This is a genomic window from Paenibacillus sp. GCM10028914 (assembly GCF_042666275.1).
GTDB lineage: Bacteria > Bacillota > Bacilli > Paenibacillales > Paenibacillaceae > Paenibacillus_AQ.
In genome coordinates this window covers 84,281-100,943 of record NZ_JBHTFO010000002.1, presented here as the reverse complement: position 1 = coordinate 100,943, position 16,663 = coordinate 84,281, and the positions used below count along the sequence as shown (strand labels likewise).

The following is a 16,663-nucleotide window of genomic DNA, read 5'->3' as shown; positions in this document are numbered from 1 at the left end:
TTTCGATGGGATTGTGTTGTACATCCGCAAGCGGCCGCCGTCTCCCGGACGGCGGCGCTGATGCGGTTATATAAGAAGAGGCGGACGGCAAAGCGCCCTCTTCTTCCTTTATTCGCCGAGCATTGTTTTATAGGCTTCGTTAACATCTTGCGTGACCTGTGAACCTCCGTTATCCATGAAGGTCTTCACGAAAGTATCGAAGCTGTCAACCGGCTGCTCGCCGATGATAATCTTGGTATATGTCTCTTTCTGGAGCTTGATGAGGTTGCCGGAATACTGAGACAGGCTGTCGACGGCCGGCGCGATCACCGGCGGATATCCCGTCGTCTTGACGGAATCGCCGAACTTGTAAAGTCCGCTGAACGCTTTCTTGCCGAATTCCGGGTTCTCCATCATGCTGAATACCTGCGCGCCGCGTTTGAAGCTAGCGTTGGCGTCATTCGGGTCCTTAATATTGACGATTGTGTCGCCCTCCTGCTTCCAGTCGACGCCTTCCGTGCCCCGGTATACCGTCATGTAATAGTCGTAATCCGTGAAGCTCGTCTCCAACATAGTCAGAATCGTCTGCAATTTGCGCGGATCTTCAGCTGCTTTCGGCGTAATGCCGACCGGCGTGCTGCTCACGCCCCATTGCGGGGCGCCCGATTGCCCGTTTGGTCCGACCGGCGGCACGCCGAAAGCAATCTCCCCATTTGGCTGTGCTTTCTTGAAGTTCACGTACTGACTGCCGCCGCCATCGCCTTCGCCCAGCGACTGATTGCGCCAGTGATAGAACATGCCGCGCCCGGTCAGGCCGATGCGGTTATTGTAGAAGGCCTGCGAATCCGCCCAGTAGCCGCCAGTATTCTCACCCGTGATAAATTCCGGATCGATCAGCTCCTCCTTGTACCATTTGTTCAACAGTGCAAGCGCTTCCTTCATTTCCGGTTGCACTGCCGCAAATTCAATCTTTCCGTCCTTCAGCACATAATTCGTACCGTCCGCCGGCATGCCGAATGCCCCAAGCACATAAGGAATCGCATAATCAGACATGCCATACGAGTCTTTTTTCCCATTGCCATCCGGATCGTCGTTACGGAATTTAATTAAAGCGGTTTCAAATTCATCCAGTGTTTCGGGAATCTTGGTGATACCGACTTTATCTAACCAGTCTTTGCGCCAAATGAGCGACTGCGGATAGTCTCCGTTCAGGTTGATGGCGGGCAGACCGTACATCTTGCCTTCGTACTTGACCGTGTTCCACAGCGAAGCGTCGTATTCATCGATGACCTTCGCATACGTCGGCGCGTACTTGCGAATATCATCTTCGAAAACCTCCGCCAAAATTCCGTTCGCTACATACTTCGGAATCTGCTCGCGAACCTGCATCACGTCCGGAATCTCGCCCGCCGCGAACTTTACGTTAACCTGGTCGTTCCATTGCTGCGCGTCCACGTACCAGACATTATACTTCGCATTAAACTTGTTCTCCACCATCTTGAAGATTTCCGAGTTCGAGTCCGGTTGCGCATACGAGTTATAGGCCAGCCAGTCCAAAGTTACCGTTCCCTTCGAGTCGGACGCTTCGGCGGATTCCGACGAGCTGTTTCCGCCGCATGCTGACAACATTCCCGCCAGCAGCATTGCCGCGATCAATCCTGTCCATTTCTTCCCCAATCGCTCTCTTCTCATGAACATTCCCTCCAACTTACGGCATGTACACCGGTGCCAATCTTTAGGACTGGCCGCCGTATACACGTCCGAGTAAATTATATCGGACTTTGTCCGACCTGTGAACCCGACTATATCAAGGGGTCAACCTTTGACTGAGCCGAGCATGGTACCTTTGACGAAATATTTTTGCAAAAAAGGATATACGCAGACGATCGGCAGAATCGATACCACGAGTGTCGCCATCTTCATCGATTCGCTGTTGACCGGCTTGTCGATCAGATCAGCCCCGCCCCCAGCGGCGGGATCAAGCGTACCTTCGATGACAATCCGACGCAGAATGAGCTGAAGTACCTGTTTGTTCTCGTCCTGGATATACAGCATGGAGTCGAACCAGGAGTTCCAGTGCCCGACGGCGCTATACAGGGAGACAGTCGCCAGAATCGGCATCGACAGCGGCATGATGATCTTCCAGAGAATGTACGCCTCACCGGCGCCATCGATCTTAGCCGACTCTTCCAGGCTTTCCGGTAGCGCGGAGATGAAGTTACGGACGATGAGCAGCAGGAAGACGCTGACTGCTCCCGGCAGCACGAGCGCCCCGACGGAGTTCATAAGGCCCAGACTTTTGATCAGCATATAGCTAGGAATAAGTCCCCCGGAGAAGAACATCGTGAATACGATCAGAGAAGTCCAGAACGGCCGATGCGGCAAACTCTTCTTTGACAGTGGATAAGCACCCATAAAGGTCAGCATGACGGTCAACGCGGTGCCGAGCAAGGTCCGGATAATCGTATTGCCGTAAGCGGTCCAGATGATCGACTTGCGAAAGACCTGTTCATAGCCGCTGAAATCGAATTTCGTTGGGAACAGATGAATCCCGTAGCTATTGATAACTTCAACCGGGCTGACCGACAGGGTCACGACCTGCAGCATCGGGACGATAATCGAAGCGCACAGCAGGGTCAGAATTACGTACACGAACGCGATGTAGATTCGGTCGCTCCAACTGCGATGTTTGATTTTCATAAGGTATGCCCTCCTCTCTCTCGCTTTAGAAGATCGCTTGGTCGCTGAAGCGGCGCGCGATCGTGTTCGCGGTCAGCACCATGATCAGGGCGATCACGTTCTTGAACAATCCGACTGCGGCGGCATAGCTGTAATTCATCTTGGCAATCCCCTCAGTGTACGTATAGGTTGAGATAACATCACCCACGCTCAACACGTTCGTATTCAACAGGTTAAAGATCTGGTCGAAGTCATCGTTGATAATACTGCCGGAGTTGAGGATGATCATAATGACGATGACGGGCGCAATCGACGGCAAAGTAATATACCAGACCTTTTTCAACCGGCTGATGCCGTCCACCTCCGCCGCTTCGTACAATTCGGGGCTGATGCCCGCGATCGCGGCCAGATAGATGATCGCCGAGAAACCGACGCCTTTCCAGATTTCCGTGCTGACGAGCACGGTTCGGAACCAGTCCGTGCTGGCGAGGAAGAACACCGGCTGAAAGCCCAGCTCCATCAGAATCACGTTAATAATGCCGCGGCTCGGGGATAGAACCTCGATGACGATGCCCGATAGCACAATCCACGACAGGAAGTGCGGCAAGTAGCTGATCGTCTGCACGATCTTCTTAAATCTCGGCCGCATTACCTCGTTGATCAGAATCGCCAGAATGACCGGAGCCGGGAAGCCAAACAGAATTTTGTACGCGTTAATGATGAGCGTATTCTTCAGCACGGGCAGGAAATAGATACCGTCGAACAATTCGCGGAAATGCTTCAGTCCCACGAACTCGCTTCCCGAGATGCCTTTGAAGATCCGGTAGTCCTGAAATGCCATTAACACCCCGTAGATAGGAACATAATGGAAGATAATGAAGTAGGCCAGGACGGGCAGCAGCATCAGAAAATAATACCGGTGCATCGCGTAGCTTTTGAGTGTGGGATAACTTCTTCGCTCCGCAGCACCGGGCAGAGCAATCGGTTTGCGCTGCATGGGTCACCTCCATAATATTTTGAAAGCGCATTCAATTTATGGGTCCAATATTACCGCCCGGATCGGGCCCGAGCAATGATTCATATTCGCCCTAATGGCGATTTTTTGACAACAACGTCCATCGGAAAAAGTGGCGATTTTTGTGAAAAGGGCGGTATTTTATAACGGTTTTATGAGAAGAATGGCGGAGTGGTGCGGGTTGGCGGGATGAGTGGGATTAGGAGAGTGTTATTGCTGGGAAAAGAAAAACGCCGGCTCGCTGGAAGACCAGGGACAGCGTTTAGCGTGTTTGAAGCATATTTTCAAAAATTTTTAGAGATAAAATCAAGCTTAATGCTTGCGACCAGTCCATACCTTATCATTTTTCCTAAGAATAAAGAGGGGGTAAACTCCCCCCTCTTCACTAAATCCTCCAATGCTCAACTTATCAGTTTCCTACACCAACAGTACATCAATTTCAGCTCAGGCCTTCGATATGTCCCGACTCATCCAGCCTTATGCGCCACGCCGCCGGTTCCGCGGGTAGACCTGGCATCGTGACCACCTTCCCCGTCAACACGACGACGAATCCTGCACCGGCCGACCAGCGGATATCCTGGACCTCAATCGTAAAATCCTCCGGCGCTCCGAGCACGGCGGCACGGTCTGTGAATGAGTACGGCGTCTTCGCCATACAGACGGGAAGGTCGCGCACACCAAGGCGCTCCAATTCCTGCAACGCCCGCTTCGCAGCTGGGCGGAATTTGACTCCGTCTCCTCGATAGATACGTTTAACAATCGTCTCAATCTTCTCTGCAATCGGCATGTCATCAGGATAGAGCAGCTGAAACGTATCCCCTGTCGATCCATCAGCCAGTGCGGCTACTTCCTGCGCCAACTCACGGCAGCCTTCACCGCCACGCTCCCAGGCGTCCGAGATGATCGCCTTGACACCAAGCTCTGCACAGAGAGCGATAACCTGTTCCAGCTCTGCATCCGTATCCGCCGCAAAGCGGTTAATAGCAACGACTACGGGTACGCCAAAGGCTGTCATGTTCTCGACATGACGCCGCAAGTTGCTGAATCCGGACTGTATTGCCTCGGCATTCTCCATCAAGAGTTCTTGTTTCGGTACGCCGCCGTTATATTTCAGCGAACGGATGGTCGCGACGATGACCGCAGCTGAAGGATGTAGACCACCCAAGCGACACTTGATGTCCATAAATTTCTCTGCGCCCAGATCGGCGCCGAATCCTGCTTCTGTCACGACATAATCGGCCAGCTTGAGAGCATGACGGGTCGCCCGTACGCTGCTGCACCCGTGGGCGATGTTAGCGAACGGCCCGCCGTGTACGAACACCGGGTCACCCTCGAGCGTCTGTACCAGATTTGGATGGATTGCATCCTTCAGCAGGGCGCACATCGCGTCCACCGCTTGAAGCTCTCCTGCCGTCACTGGCCGCTTGTCCATATCATAAGCCACGACGATCCGGCCGAGCCTATCCCGCAAATCAGTCATATTTTCCGCTAAACATAGCACCGCCATCACTTCCGAAGCGGTTGAAATAAGGAAGCCGTCTTCGCGCACAGTACCATTGTTATCGCCAATACCGATAACGATTTGGCGGAGCGGCCGATCATTCATATCGAGCGCTCGTTTCCATACAATGCGCGCTGGGTCAATGCGTAAATCGTTGCCTTGGAAAAGATGATTGTCAATGAGTGCCGCAAGCAAATTGTGCGCTGATGTAATCGCATGGATGTCTCCCGTAAAGTGCAGATTAATATCTTCGGCCGGCACAATCTGCGCTCTGCCGCTGCCAGTAGCGCCACCCTTCATACCCATGCACGGTCCAAGTGATGGCTCGCGCAGTGCGGCAGCCGTCTTCCGTCCGATCCGATTCAATCCTTGCGTGAGCCCAATCGTTGTTAGCGTCTTGCCTTCTCCCGCCGGTGTTGGATTCATGGCGGTAACGAGGATAAGTTTTCCGTCCGGCCGCTTCGAGATGGATTCCCATACATCCTCGGATAACTTTGCTTTCCATTTCCCGTAAAGTTCAAGCTGATCCGGCGCAAGGCCCAGTTGTGCTGCAACTTCTGTGATTGGTTTCATATAAGCCTCCATGCCTATTCCACTAAATTTTATTTTTATGGTTAATTTTTTTCCTACTATAGAGTATTATAAAAAAACTCGCCATAATATAGTTAACTATCTTGAGGCGAATTTAGTACAGGCTTTATATATGTAAAGCCCGCATGTTATTTATAGATATCAAAAATGATATAAAAAACCAGCAAATTTATTCTGTTCACATTCTGCCTCTAAACTCTCGTTTAACACGATAAGGAGTCTTACTTATGCAAAACGTTGAAACCAATCGGCTAATATTAAGAAATTTTACCGAGAAAGATGCTGAGGGCATGTTGGAGTATTTATCTAATCCCAGAGTGAACTGTTTCCTTGGCGATAAAATTTCAACATTGGAGGAAGCCATCTCTAATGCTAATAAAAAGAGTAAAGATGACTCTTTTATTGCTGTCTGCCTGAAAGATAGTGGCGATCTGGTCGGGGAGTTATTCTGTATGAAAGAAGAACCTGACACCTATAATATAGGTTGGAATTTCAACCATAAATATGAGGGAAAAGGGTATGCAAGTGAAAGTGCAAAAGCCTTATTACACTATCTCTTCGATCAAAAAGGAGCAAGAAGAATATATGCATACGTTGAGGATGACAACTATAGATCCCAGAAGCTATGTGAGCGATTAGGTATGCGTAAAGAGGGCTGTTTCTTGGAATTTATATCGTTCACTAAATATGAAGACGGAACACCCAAATACGAAAATACCTTTCAGTATGCCTTACTTAAAAAGGAATGGCTAAGAGCAACGAATATCTAACCAACGTAGTTCTGAATAATGTCTTAATATAAAAACAGAGGAAAGGCTTGATGGAGGTAGGTTCGTCCTGATCTCCTTTCATCCTTTCCTCTATTTTATCTAACGTAAAAAATCTAATTTGATATATTCCCCTATCACTACAGCAGCGGGTTCTCGTGTTTCGCTTTCAGAATCGACCAGCGCCGCTCCACTTCGCTTTCAAATGCACCAAGCATTTCTTTGTTTTCTTCCTTGAGCAGATGTCTTGATTTACCCATATATTTCAGCCAGTCGCTGAGCGGTACCCGTTTCTTCTTCGCATCCGGATCGAACGTAATGTTCGTTTGACCCTGTTCCACTTCATACAGCGGGAAGAAGCACGAATTCACGGCCGCACGGACGATGTTCTCCCCATCTTTGTCGCTCGATTTCCAGTTCAGCGGGCATGTGATGAGCAGCTTACCGTAGACGGTACCTACGTTCTGGGCGTACCACTGCGCTTTTGCCGCCTTTTTCACAAGATCCTGCGGGAATGCTTCTGTCCCTGTAAATACATATGGAATATTCGCCGCCGCCATCATTTGCACCGTATCTTTGTGATGGAACGATTTCCCCTGCTGCTGTTTGCCAACACCGGACGTACTGGTCATGTGTCCTAAAGGCGTGGAATACGAAAGCTGTGCGCCAGTGTTCATGTAGCCTTCATTGTCGTACTCCAGAATGATCAGGTTATGGCCCCGCAGCGCCGTCCCAATTGCTGAACCCATCCCGATATCCATGCCGCCGTCCCCAGTCACCATAACAAAAGTGAAATCCTCAGGAACTTCAATTTCTCCCCGGCGTTTCTTCTCAAGGAACGCCTCTACTGTACCGGATAAAGTAGCCGGTCCATTCTGGAACAAGTTATGAATGAAGCTTTGCTTATGAGAGTTATATGGATACCCCGTTGTGGTGATATAAGCGCAGCCTGTATGGAATAAAGTGACGACATTGCCTTCGATCCCTTTGAAAAAGAGCTCCAGCGCCGGGAAAATACCGCAGCCCGGACAAGCTCCGTGACCGGAAGCGAACCGTTTTGGCTTAGCGGCAAGCGCCCGCATCGGAGGCACTTTAACGGACAGCTTATTCGTCTCTTCATCCACTTTTACTGTGATCAGGCCAGATTTAAAGCTGTCCCCGTTCATCGGTGCAATGACCGGTTGCAGCTTTTTCGCCTCATCGCCCGGTGTCTGGCCGTAATAATCAAACGGCACTTTGGCATAACCGAGCTCCATTGCCTCGATCGTCAAGGCAAAGAAGGCTTCCGCATCATCCGCGTAGTAATCTTTCCCGCCAAGGCCAAATATGCGGGACAGCACAATCGGCTGCGGACCGCGGATTTCCTGCAAGGCCGATTTGACCTCATGCGTCAGATTGGCACCGTTAGCGCCATAAGAATCCGCGCGTTCGCCGACCAGCAACGCTTTGACACCTGTCAGCGCCTCGCGGATTTCCTTAGCTGGGAACGGCCGGATAATATTCGGGCTGATCACGCCCGCTTTGATTCCTTGTGCCCGCAGCCGGTCCACAACGTCTTTGGAGGATTCGGCCGCCGAATTGAGCAGGAACAAAGCCACCTCTGCGTCTTCCATACGGTACAGATCAAGCGGCGAATAGGATCTTCCAGACAAAGCCTCGTATTCCTCCGCCACTTCCTTGAATACTTCTCCCGCACGGTACATGGCGTTTGACTGCTGGAAGTGGTTGTTCATCAAATCGTCGCCGTTCATATAAGCCCCAACGACAATCGGATTGTTCTCGTCCAGCACATGCGGGAATTCCGGTGCCTGTTCCCCTACAAACTCCTGGACAGTTTCCCGGTTCGTAAATATTTGCACCCGGCGTTTCTGGTGCGACGTGAAAAAGCCGTCATAAGCCACAATGACCGGCAGGCGTACGTCTTCATGTTCGGCGATACGCAGTGCCATGATATTCATGTCATATACCGCCTGCGGCGAACGGGCGGTCAGAATCACCCAGCCGGTGTTAAGGCCATAGTAAAGATCTGAATGGTCACCGCGGATATCGAGCGGTCCGCTGACCGCCCTCGTCACCAAGTTCATAACCATCGGAAAACGAGTACCCGCCTGCACAGGAAGCTGTTCGATCATATACAGAAAACCGTTCGCGCTAGTAGCGTTGAATACCCGTGCTCCGGCTGCGGCTGCGCCGTAGCAGATTCCCGCTGAACCGTGTTCGCCATCGGCCGGAATCAGCTTGATATCGTGTTCGCCGCGCGTACGCATCATGTCAAGATATTGGGCGATTTCCGTAGACGGTGTAATCGGGAAATAACCCATAATATGATAGTTGATCTGGGCAGCCGCCATGGCGGCCATTTCGTTGCCCGATTCGAATACCGCCGTTTGAGCGGCTGGCACTTTTTGCTCCGTTATTTCTTTAATTTCCATGCTCATGATTTGACTCCCTCCGCAGTTAAATAGGGAAATGATTGCGGCACACGATGCTGTTCAGCATAATGCGGCTCTTCCAACATGGCAGCCAAAGCGGTGGTCGGGCAAGCTTCCACACACTTCAGGCAACCTTTGCAATACTGATAATCGATGCCTTTCATAAACATCTGCAAGTTGCCGCGCTTATCCGGTTTCTGCTCCCATACGATGCAGAAGTCCGGGCATACCGTATCGCAGGCGGCGCAGCTAATGCAGTCCTCCTGCTTGTATTCCGGCAAATAACCCTGCCGGGAGCCGCTAAGATCCTTCAGCACGCTGTTTGCCGTAACCTTCAGAATCCCGCCTAGCTCCTGCGTTTCAAATCCGAGAACCGGCTCCATTCTTACGAAAGCCGCTTGGCCCATAAGCCCTGCGCCGTTTCCTAAGGAAAGAAATTTCACTTCGTTATATCCTCTATCAAAAGTCCGCACATTCGGTTCCACGAGATGTGGTAGCTTTTTCTCAAAAGTTTTGCGAATAACTTGTCGCATATCGTCCGGGTTAAGGAAACTGCAAATCCGGAACAAAGCACCAAGCATCGCCGTATTGACTTTCGTTTTTTCCTCAACGGCAATTTTCAGCGCATCGATCGCGGCCAGTGTTCCCTGTGTCATATTCAGATCCGCAGCCACTTCAGAAAGGTCTCGCGCTGTATTCACAAGCACCGTTCCATCAGGCTGTAATCCACTTATGACATCTATCGTTTTATATAATGCTTCATGAAATACGCCGACTACATGCGGCTGCTCAATAGGACTGTGATCACGGATTTCTACCTCGGGATCGCAGAATCTTACGAAACTCTTTACCGGCGATCCTTTTTTCTCCGAACCATAGCTGGAAAAATTGGAACCGTTAAGTCCAGAGCCGGTCACTCCGGCTTCGGCCAGCATTTTTCCTGCCAGATTGGCGCCAAGCCCGCCGATGGATTCGAGACGGATCTCGAAAAATCCCAGTTTATTTTTTTGAGGCAAAATAGACATGTTCTTCTCCTCATTTCTTCTATGGTCATTAATCTCAGTTTAAAAGAAGAACCAGGCCGGGTTTGTGATTTTAGTCACAACTGAAAAAATTGTGATTCCAATCACCAATCCGACTTCGGAGGCGGGGTATACTGTCTTCTGATAATCCAATTGCGAGGGTCTTATGCTGACTTTAACGATAATGAACACTTGAAACTAGGAGGAAAATAATGAATAACAATGCGACAGAACAAACCTTAAAGCACCAGCCGTCCATGTTCTGCTTTCAATGCCAGGAGGCATCCAAAGGAACAGGCTGTACGATTGTCGGAGTATGCGGCAAACCGCATGATGTGGCGAATCTTCAGGATCTGCTGATTTATCTGCTAAAAGGTATCTCTTTTCTCAGTCTGGATGTCCGGCTGCCGGAAGTGCTTGAACAGCGCGTATCGCTGTTTATCATGGACTCCTTGTTTGCAACCATTACAAATGCCAACTTTGACCGCGAGGTGTTTGTGGGGAGAATCCGAGAAGCAATTGCGCTCCGCGGCGAGGTACGAGGCTTTTATAACGAACAATATCCGGATGCAGCGGCTACTCTCCCTGATGCTGCCGTCTGGGAAGCGGATAACGAAGCCGCTTTTGATGAAAAAGCACGTACGGTTGGTGTCCTCTCCACACGAAGCGTTGACATCCGTTCACTGCGCGAATTGATTACTTACGGCTTGAAGGGGATGGCTGCTTATACATACCATGCTCTTCACTTGGAGAAGGATGACAATGAATTGAACCGGTTTATGCGTCGTGCACTTGCGGCTACGCTTGATGACAGCCTTGAAGTGCAAGACCTGGTAGCTTTAACGATGGAAACGGGGAAATACGGCGTAAACGCAATGGCGATGCTTGACGAAGCGAATACTTCCGTTTACGGAAATCCGGAAATTACGAAGGTAAATATCGGGGTTAGAAACCGGCCCGGCATTCTCATCAGCGGCCACGACCTGAAGGATCTGGAAGAGCTGCTGAAGCAGACGGAAGGATCTGGCGTGGACGTGTATACACACAGTGAAATGCTGCCTGCCCACTACTATCCTGCATTCAAGAAATACGAGCATTTTGTAGGCAATTACGGAAATGCCTGGTGGAAGCAGAATAGCGAATTTGCAACCTTTAACGGACCGATTCTGATGACGACCAACTGTATTATTCCACCGAAAGACAGTTATAAGGACCGTATTTATACAACGGGCAATACCGGCTTTCCGGGCGTCCGCCATATTCCAGAAGGAACGAACGGCGCTGCCAAAGACTTCTCTGCACTGATCGAGCAAGCAAAAGGGTGCCCCGCTCCAACGGAACTTGAAACTGGCGAGATTATCGGCGGCTTCGCCCATGCCGCTGTGATGAATGTGGCCGATCAAGTTGTCGATGCCGTGAAATCCGGTGCGATCCGCCGCTTCTTCGTCATGGCCGGATGCGATGGACGGATGAAGTCCCGCAACTATTACACCGACTTTGCGGCTGAACTTCCGAAAGATACAGTGATCCTGACTGCAGGCTGTGCCAAATATAAATACAATAAACTGGATCTAGGCGAAATCGGCGGAATTCCGCGGGTTCTGGACGCCGGTCAATGCAATGACTCTTACTCCCTAGTCGTTATTGCATTGAAGCTGAAGGAAGTATTCGGCCTTGAGGATATTAACGATCTGCCGATTTCCTACAACATTGCCTGGTACGAGCAAAAAGCGGTTATCGTGCTGCTTGCCCTGCTCTATCTTGGCGTCAAAAATATTCATCTGGGTCCTACGCTCCCTGCATTCCTGTCGCCTAACGTTGCCAAAGTCCTCGTAGAGAACTTCGGGATCGGCGGCATTACCAATGTGGAAGATGACATGAAAATGTTCCTAGGTGCCTGAAAAAAAGAATGCCCTTCGTCGGGGCATTCTTTTTTATTCTGTATTTATTCTCACAATGTACTACGCCGCAGCTCATAAAAATACTGCACAATGGGATGCTTCAACTTTATCTTCTCGGACATGTTTAAAATCCGCTTTTTCCCAACTCGTCTGTCCACCAAAGCTAGAATATTCAATAAGATATCATTGCTCTCTAAGTTTTCATCTATAGAAGTAGATAGGAACTTATTAGCTACAACGACAAAATTCGATTTACTTATTGATGTCTGTGCTGACAAAAGCTCTTTTGCAAGTTCTGTTATTTTTCGATTTCTTGCAATTACTTTTAGACGATCCTCCGGAACGGTTCCTTTGGTATCTTGTCTAACCGCTTCAATCTCTTCATTGCTAATCGGGATTTGAATATTGGGATCATTCTTAATTTCCTGCTCTGTCTGATACCATCGGATTGAACCAGCGCTATCACTCATATTGAATACATTCTTTTTATCTACGGTAATATAACAATTACCTGCTTTACCAGGTAAATAACTATAGCTCGTTGCGCGGTATTCGACCTTTCCACTCAACGCAGGAGAGAGAAAGCTCTCCAATTGTTGTTTCAATTTACTCCAGGACATGAAATCCTCCTATGTTCTATATTATCCGTACCTACCTGAGGCAGTCATTTTATTATCCATCATACAATAAGCCACTTACAGATCATAACATATCTTCTTATACTTCGACCTTTATTGATACCCAAGAACCTATTGTAATAAGAAAAAAAGCTGTCACTCGCTATAGACGATGATGACAGCTTAGAGTTAGGCTATGAAATTCGGCCGCTCTCTACACTAATGACGCGATCTGCAATGTTCATGGTAGATTTGCGGTGTGAGACAAGCACTACGGTGCGCTCTTCCCCTTCTTCTTTTAACGACTTCAGAATAATCCCTTCGTTCAGACTATCCAAGTTACTCGTAGGTTCATCCATCAGAATAAGCGGAGCATCATAGAGAAATGCACGCGCAACTCCGATCCGTTGACGCTCTCCTCCAGATAATTGATCACCTAGTTCACCTACATTGGTCTCATACCCATCCGGTAAGCTCATAATAAAATCGTGAATAGCCGCCTTCTTCGCCGCTTTGACTACCTGCTCATGGGTTGCAGCCGGGTTAGCAATCTTAATATTATTCAGAATCGTATCATGAAAAAGTTGAGTTTCTTGTGTGATTAAGCTCTGCATGCCGCGCAGGTTCGACGTATTCAACGTTCGCAGATCACTCCCAGATATCCGAATCTGTCCTTGTGTTGGATCCCAGAATCGCATCATCAATTTCAACAGCGTTGATTTGCCTGACCCGCTTCTGCCCTGAACACCAATAATTGCATGCTTAGGCACCGACATGCTAACGCTATTTAATACCGATTCTGCTCCATAGGCAAAATCAACCTGATCCACCACTAGATCCTCGAACGTAGCATCCACACCGTTCGTAACTTCATCAAGAACAGGAGCTTCATCGAGTAAATTCAATACCCGTTCTCCACTCGCTAGTGTTAACAATAAATTGTTGGCTAGATTAGACAGCGCCACAACCGGTCCAAAGGAGCTCATCATAGCAATCGTTGCAATAATGACTCCATCAAGCCCGATTGTACCGATATAGTATAAATAGATGGACGTGAACAGCATGATCGATGAGAATAACAAAATCATCACATCTGTCATCGCTTTTGTCATGCCCTCGTATTCACTTAGCTTCTTGTGAGTCATTCCGAGACGCTGGCTACGTTCGTTAATCTCTTCGAGACGCTTCTCTCCGCCAGCATATTGAATGGTCTCCTTCATTCCTCGCAAGCTGTCCAAGTAGAAGCTATTCAGCTCACCAAACGTTTCTCGATACGCAGCCCCGTTCTCCCGGCCAATCCGAGATGTAATTAACGGCAGCACAACCCCGACAACGATATAGGCGAGCAGCGCAACCGCTCCTAACAAGGCGCTATATTGTCCGATAAACAAGGTCATTCCGATACTCACAATACTTGCAATGGCAATCGGTGAAATCGTATGTGCATAGAATACTTCCAGCAACTCAATATCACTTGTAATGATGGAGATCAGATTCCCCTTATCCTTGCCTTCCAGCTTCGCAGGCGCAAGACGACGCAAAGATTGAAATACCTTATCCCGAATAATTGCTAGCAGTTTAAAGGCAATATAATGATTACAGGATTGCTCCACATATCGAAGAACGCCACGGATTACAGCAAAGATAAGCACGGCAACACAGATCATCGGAATCGTTAACCAAGTCTTAAATTCCAACCAATCGACTAAGGCATATCCACCAAATATCGGTATGAAAATAGAACATGCAAACCCGATTACACCTGTTACGATCGCTAATAGCATCACATGCCACAACGGTGCAACAAGAATGATCAGTCTACGCATAATATTTAAACCGCTTCTTTTACGCATGTAAGACCATCTCCTTGTCCGTTGTGTCTTGTCCATATTGCTCAAAAGACATTTGATGTGCATAGAGGCGAGCGTATTCCCCTTGCTTCACTAACAGTTCTGCATGTGTCCCCTGCTCGATCACATAGCCATCCTGCAGCATATAGATTTGATCGGCATGAACGACATTTGCGAGTCGGTGCGAGATGAGTACAATGGTCTTCTCCCGTGCCAACTCGTGAACGACTGCCATAATATCATTCTCGCTCTCGGCATCAATGTTCGAGGTCGCTTCATCGAAAATATACATCGGTGTATCATGCAGCAATGCCCGTGCGAAGGCTAACCGCTGCCGCTGTCCACCAGATAAATTTGATGCTTTCTCCTCCAGAATCGTATCCAGACCCTGTTCTTCCATTAGAAATCCATATAGATTCACTTGCTTCAAGGCATGCAGCATTTGCTCTTCACTCGCATGTGGATTCCCCATCAAGAGATTGTCTCGAACGGTGCCTTTAAATAGGTAGCTCTGATGTGTAAGCAATGTGATATGCTGATGAATACTCGCTTCCGTTACATCGGATAACTCTAGCCCGCCTACTGTAATTTGCCCTTCGTAGCCTTTATTGTGATTCATCACAAGCGAAGCAATCGTACTCTTCCCAGAGCCGGATTGTCCAACAATAGCCGTGAAGCCTTGCTGCGGGAACTTCATCGACACATCCTTCAGAATCGGACGCTGCTCTTCATAGGCAAAGCGAACATGCTGCAAGTTCACATCTAGCTGCTGCGGCTTTAATGACATCGTTCGTTCCGGCTCATCTTCCAGATCGAGAATGCGGAAGATTTTATCGCTTGCAGCCATTCCATTCATCGCAATATGAAAGAATGACCCCAATAAGCGAAGCGGGATGAAAAATTCTGCTGATAATAAAATGATAGCAAAAGCTCCAGCAAAGTCCACATTGCCTTTAGCTAATTCCGTAGCGGCTGTAATGACGCCAAGCGCGGCTCCGCCAAATGCAATGAGATCCATTAAAGTAACCGAATTAAGCTGCATGACGAGTACCTTCATCGTGATTTTGCGGAATTTCTCTGCTTGCTCATTCATTTCTTGATTTTTAAATTCATCTGCTTGATAAATTTTCAATGTGGTCAAACCCTGCAAGTTATCAAGGAAGCTATCTCCTAGGTTCACATAGATGCCCCAATACTTGCTTAGAAGCTTCTTCGCGAATTTCTGAACCGCAATAATCGAAACCGGAATCAGTGGAACACAGATTAACAAAATGACTGCAGCCTTCAAATTAACGAATGCCAAGATCGCAAATAATGTTAATGGCGCTAATAGACTATAGAAAAATTGCGGAAGATATTTGCCAAAATAAATCTCAAGCTGCTCTACGCCCTCGACAGAAACCTGGACGACTTCAGCCGTGGACACCTTTTGGTTGTAAGAAGCGCCTTGCTTGAGAAGCTTACGATATATTTTTTCACGTAATGTAACTTTAACTAAAGAAGATGCTTTATATGACATCTTCGAGGCATACAAACTGCAGATGCATTGAATGACAATCGATCCAATCAGAATCCCTGCCGTAAGTGGAATCGTATGAAAATCCTTCTGATATAGAATTTGCAGCAAATGCCCAATCGCAAAGATCGCAAGGACGTTCGCCAACAGCCTAAGCCACTGGAACAGGACACTCCATCCAATGTATTGCTTAGAAGACTTCAGCTCGCCAATGAGCCGTTTATTAATCATCACCTAGAATCAGACCTTTCTTTGATTCTTTGATCGTTTCGATTTGGGTTATAAAATACCAATATTTAATAATCATAATGATAACGATAATACCTTTGACAACTACATTTTGAATCATAAAAAAAGAGATCAATAACATCGATGAAGCAAATGAAAGCAACGCGATCTTTGTCCGTAATGTCATCGAGCGTGACTGCACGAAACTCTCCAGATGTTTCTTATAGATTTGGGTTCCTACAAACCATTGATGGAATCGCTTGGAACCCTTTGATAAGAAAAATGATGCGGCTAACAAAAAAGGTGTTGTAGGTAGGACGGGTAGAAAGGTACCTAAGATACCCAATCCCAAAAAAACAAATCCTAGTGCTAAATATATAGGTCTCATCGTAGTCCCCTTCCAAAGATTAAATTAATACTTCATCACAAAATAAAAAAAGATCACCAACGTGATCTCTATCATGCTAATGACGATGAGAATCATTATCACTAGATGTGAATATAGCTTAAATTTATAATTTCAACCGTGATATTTTTCACAAAAGTATATGACTGCCATTCCGTT

The 16,663-nt window shown here is 48.1% G+C and carries 12 protein-coding genes; 2 read left to right on the top strand and 10 right to left on the bottom strand.

Annotated elements, in window-relative coordinates; translation table 11 throughout:
* Positions 1 to 108: 108 nt before the first annotated feature.
* The 4 genes from ACFQV5_RS01290 to ACFQV5_RS01275 all read right to left on the bottom strand — a co-directional run bounded on the left by ACFQV5_RS01290 (position 109) and on the right by ACFQV5_RS01275 (position 5,759).
* The gene (locus ACFQV5_RS01290; protein WP_379242815.1) at positions 109 to 1,671 is read right to left on the bottom strand and encodes a type 2 periplasmic-binding domain-containing protein; all 1,563 of its coding nucleotides are present in this window, start codon (positions 1,669 to 1,671) and stop codon (positions 109 to 111) included.
* 123 nt (positions 1,672 to 1,794) lie between these two features.
* The gene (locus tag ACFQV5_RS01285; RefSeq protein WP_379242813.1) at positions 1,795 to 2,679 is read right to left on the bottom strand and encodes a carbohydrate ABC transporter permease; all 885 of its coding nucleotides are present in this window, start codon (positions 2,677 to 2,679) and stop codon (positions 1,795 to 1,797) included.
* 25 nt (positions 2,680 to 2,704) lie between these two features.
* On the bottom strand, positions 2,705 to 3,655 hold the full coding sequence (locus ACFQV5_RS01280; protein WP_379242811.1) for an ABC transporter permease: 951 nt from the start codon (positions 3,653 to 3,655) through the stop codon (positions 2,705 to 2,707).
* A gap of 457 nt (positions 3,656 to 4,112) precedes the next feature.
* Positions 4,113 to 5,759 carry a formate--tetrahydrofolate ligase gene (locus tag ACFQV5_RS01275; protein WP_379242809.1) on the bottom strand — a complete coding sequence of 549 codons (1,647 nt, stop codon included), beginning with the start codon at positions 5,757 to 5,759 and terminating at the stop codon, positions 4,113 to 4,115.
* 233 nt (positions 5,760 to 5,992) lie between these two features.
* Between ACFQV5_RS01275 and ACFQV5_RS01270 the strand changes: the two genes are divergently transcribed.
* Positions 5,993 to 6,535 carry a GNAT family N-acetyltransferase gene (locus tag ACFQV5_RS01270; protein ID WP_379242807.1) on the top strand — a complete coding sequence of 181 codons (543 nt, stop codon included), beginning with the start codon at positions 5,993 to 5,995 and terminating at the stop codon, positions 6,533 to 6,535.
* A gap of 137 nt (positions 6,536 to 6,672) precedes the next feature.
* Here the strand turns inward: ACFQV5_RS01270 and ACFQV5_RS01265 are convergent, their stop codons facing one another.
* Together ACFQV5_RS01265 and ACFQV5_RS01260 are read right to left on the bottom strand one after the other, a co-directional pair.
* Positions 6,673 to 8,970: a thiamine pyrophosphate-dependent enzyme gene (locus tag ACFQV5_RS01265; RefSeq protein ID WP_379242805.1), complete on the bottom strand. Its 2,298-nt coding sequence runs from the start codon at positions 8,968 to 8,970 to the stop codon at positions 6,673 to 6,675.
* Positions 8,967 to 9,989: a 2-oxoacid:acceptor oxidoreductase family protein gene (locus ACFQV5_RS01260; protein WP_379242803.1), complete on the bottom strand. Its 1,023-nt coding sequence runs from the start codon at positions 9,987 to 9,989 to the stop codon at positions 8,967 to 8,969. Before ACFQV5_RS01260 ends, ACFQV5_RS01265 begins: the two co-directional genes overlap by 4 nt.
* A 209-nt stretch (positions 9,990 to 10,198) precedes the next feature.
* Here ACFQV5_RS01260 and hcp point away from each other — a divergent pair, with 209 nt between their 5' ends.
* Positions 10,199 to 11,887 carry a hydroxylamine reductase gene (hcp, locus tag ACFQV5_RS01255; RefSeq protein ID WP_379242801.1) on the top strand — a complete coding sequence of 563 codons (1,689 nt, stop codon included), beginning with the start codon at positions 10,199 to 10,201 and terminating at the stop codon, positions 11,885 to 11,887.
* 50 nt (positions 11,888 to 11,937) lie between these two features.
* Here the strand turns inward: hcp and ACFQV5_RS01250 are convergent, their stop codons facing one another.
* From ACFQV5_RS01250 to ACFQV5_RS01235, 4 genes are all read right to left on the bottom strand, one after another.
* Positions 11,938 to 12,507 (bottom strand): SF0329 family protein, encoded by a 570-nt coding sequence (locus ACFQV5_RS01250; protein WP_379242799.1) that lies wholly within the window; start codon positions 12,505 to 12,507, stop codon positions 11,938 to 11,940.
* A 191-nt stretch (positions 12,508 to 12,698) separates the two neighbouring features.
* Complete coding sequence (locus ACFQV5_RS01245) at positions 12,699 to 14,357, bottom strand: amino acid ABC transporter ATP-binding/permease protein (RefSeq protein WP_379242797.1); 1,659 nt, start codon at positions 14,355 to 14,357, stop codon at positions 12,699 to 12,701.
* On the bottom strand, positions 14,350 to 16,101 hold the full coding sequence (locus ACFQV5_RS01240) for an ABC transporter ATP-binding protein/permease (RefSeq protein WP_379242795.1): 1,752 nt from the start codon (positions 16,099 to 16,101) through the stop codon (positions 14,350 to 14,352). The genes ACFQV5_RS01245 and ACFQV5_RS01240 overlap by 8 nt, the downstream gene beginning before the upstream one ends.
* Positions 16,094 to 16,486 carry a YbaN family protein gene (locus ACFQV5_RS01235; RefSeq protein ID WP_379242793.1) on the bottom strand — a complete coding sequence of 131 codons (393 nt, stop codon included), beginning with the start codon at positions 16,484 to 16,486 and terminating at the stop codon, positions 16,094 to 16,096. Before ACFQV5_RS01235 ends, ACFQV5_RS01240 begins: the two co-directional genes overlap by 8 nt.
* Between the last annotated feature and the right edge of the window lie 177 nt (positions 16,487 to 16,663).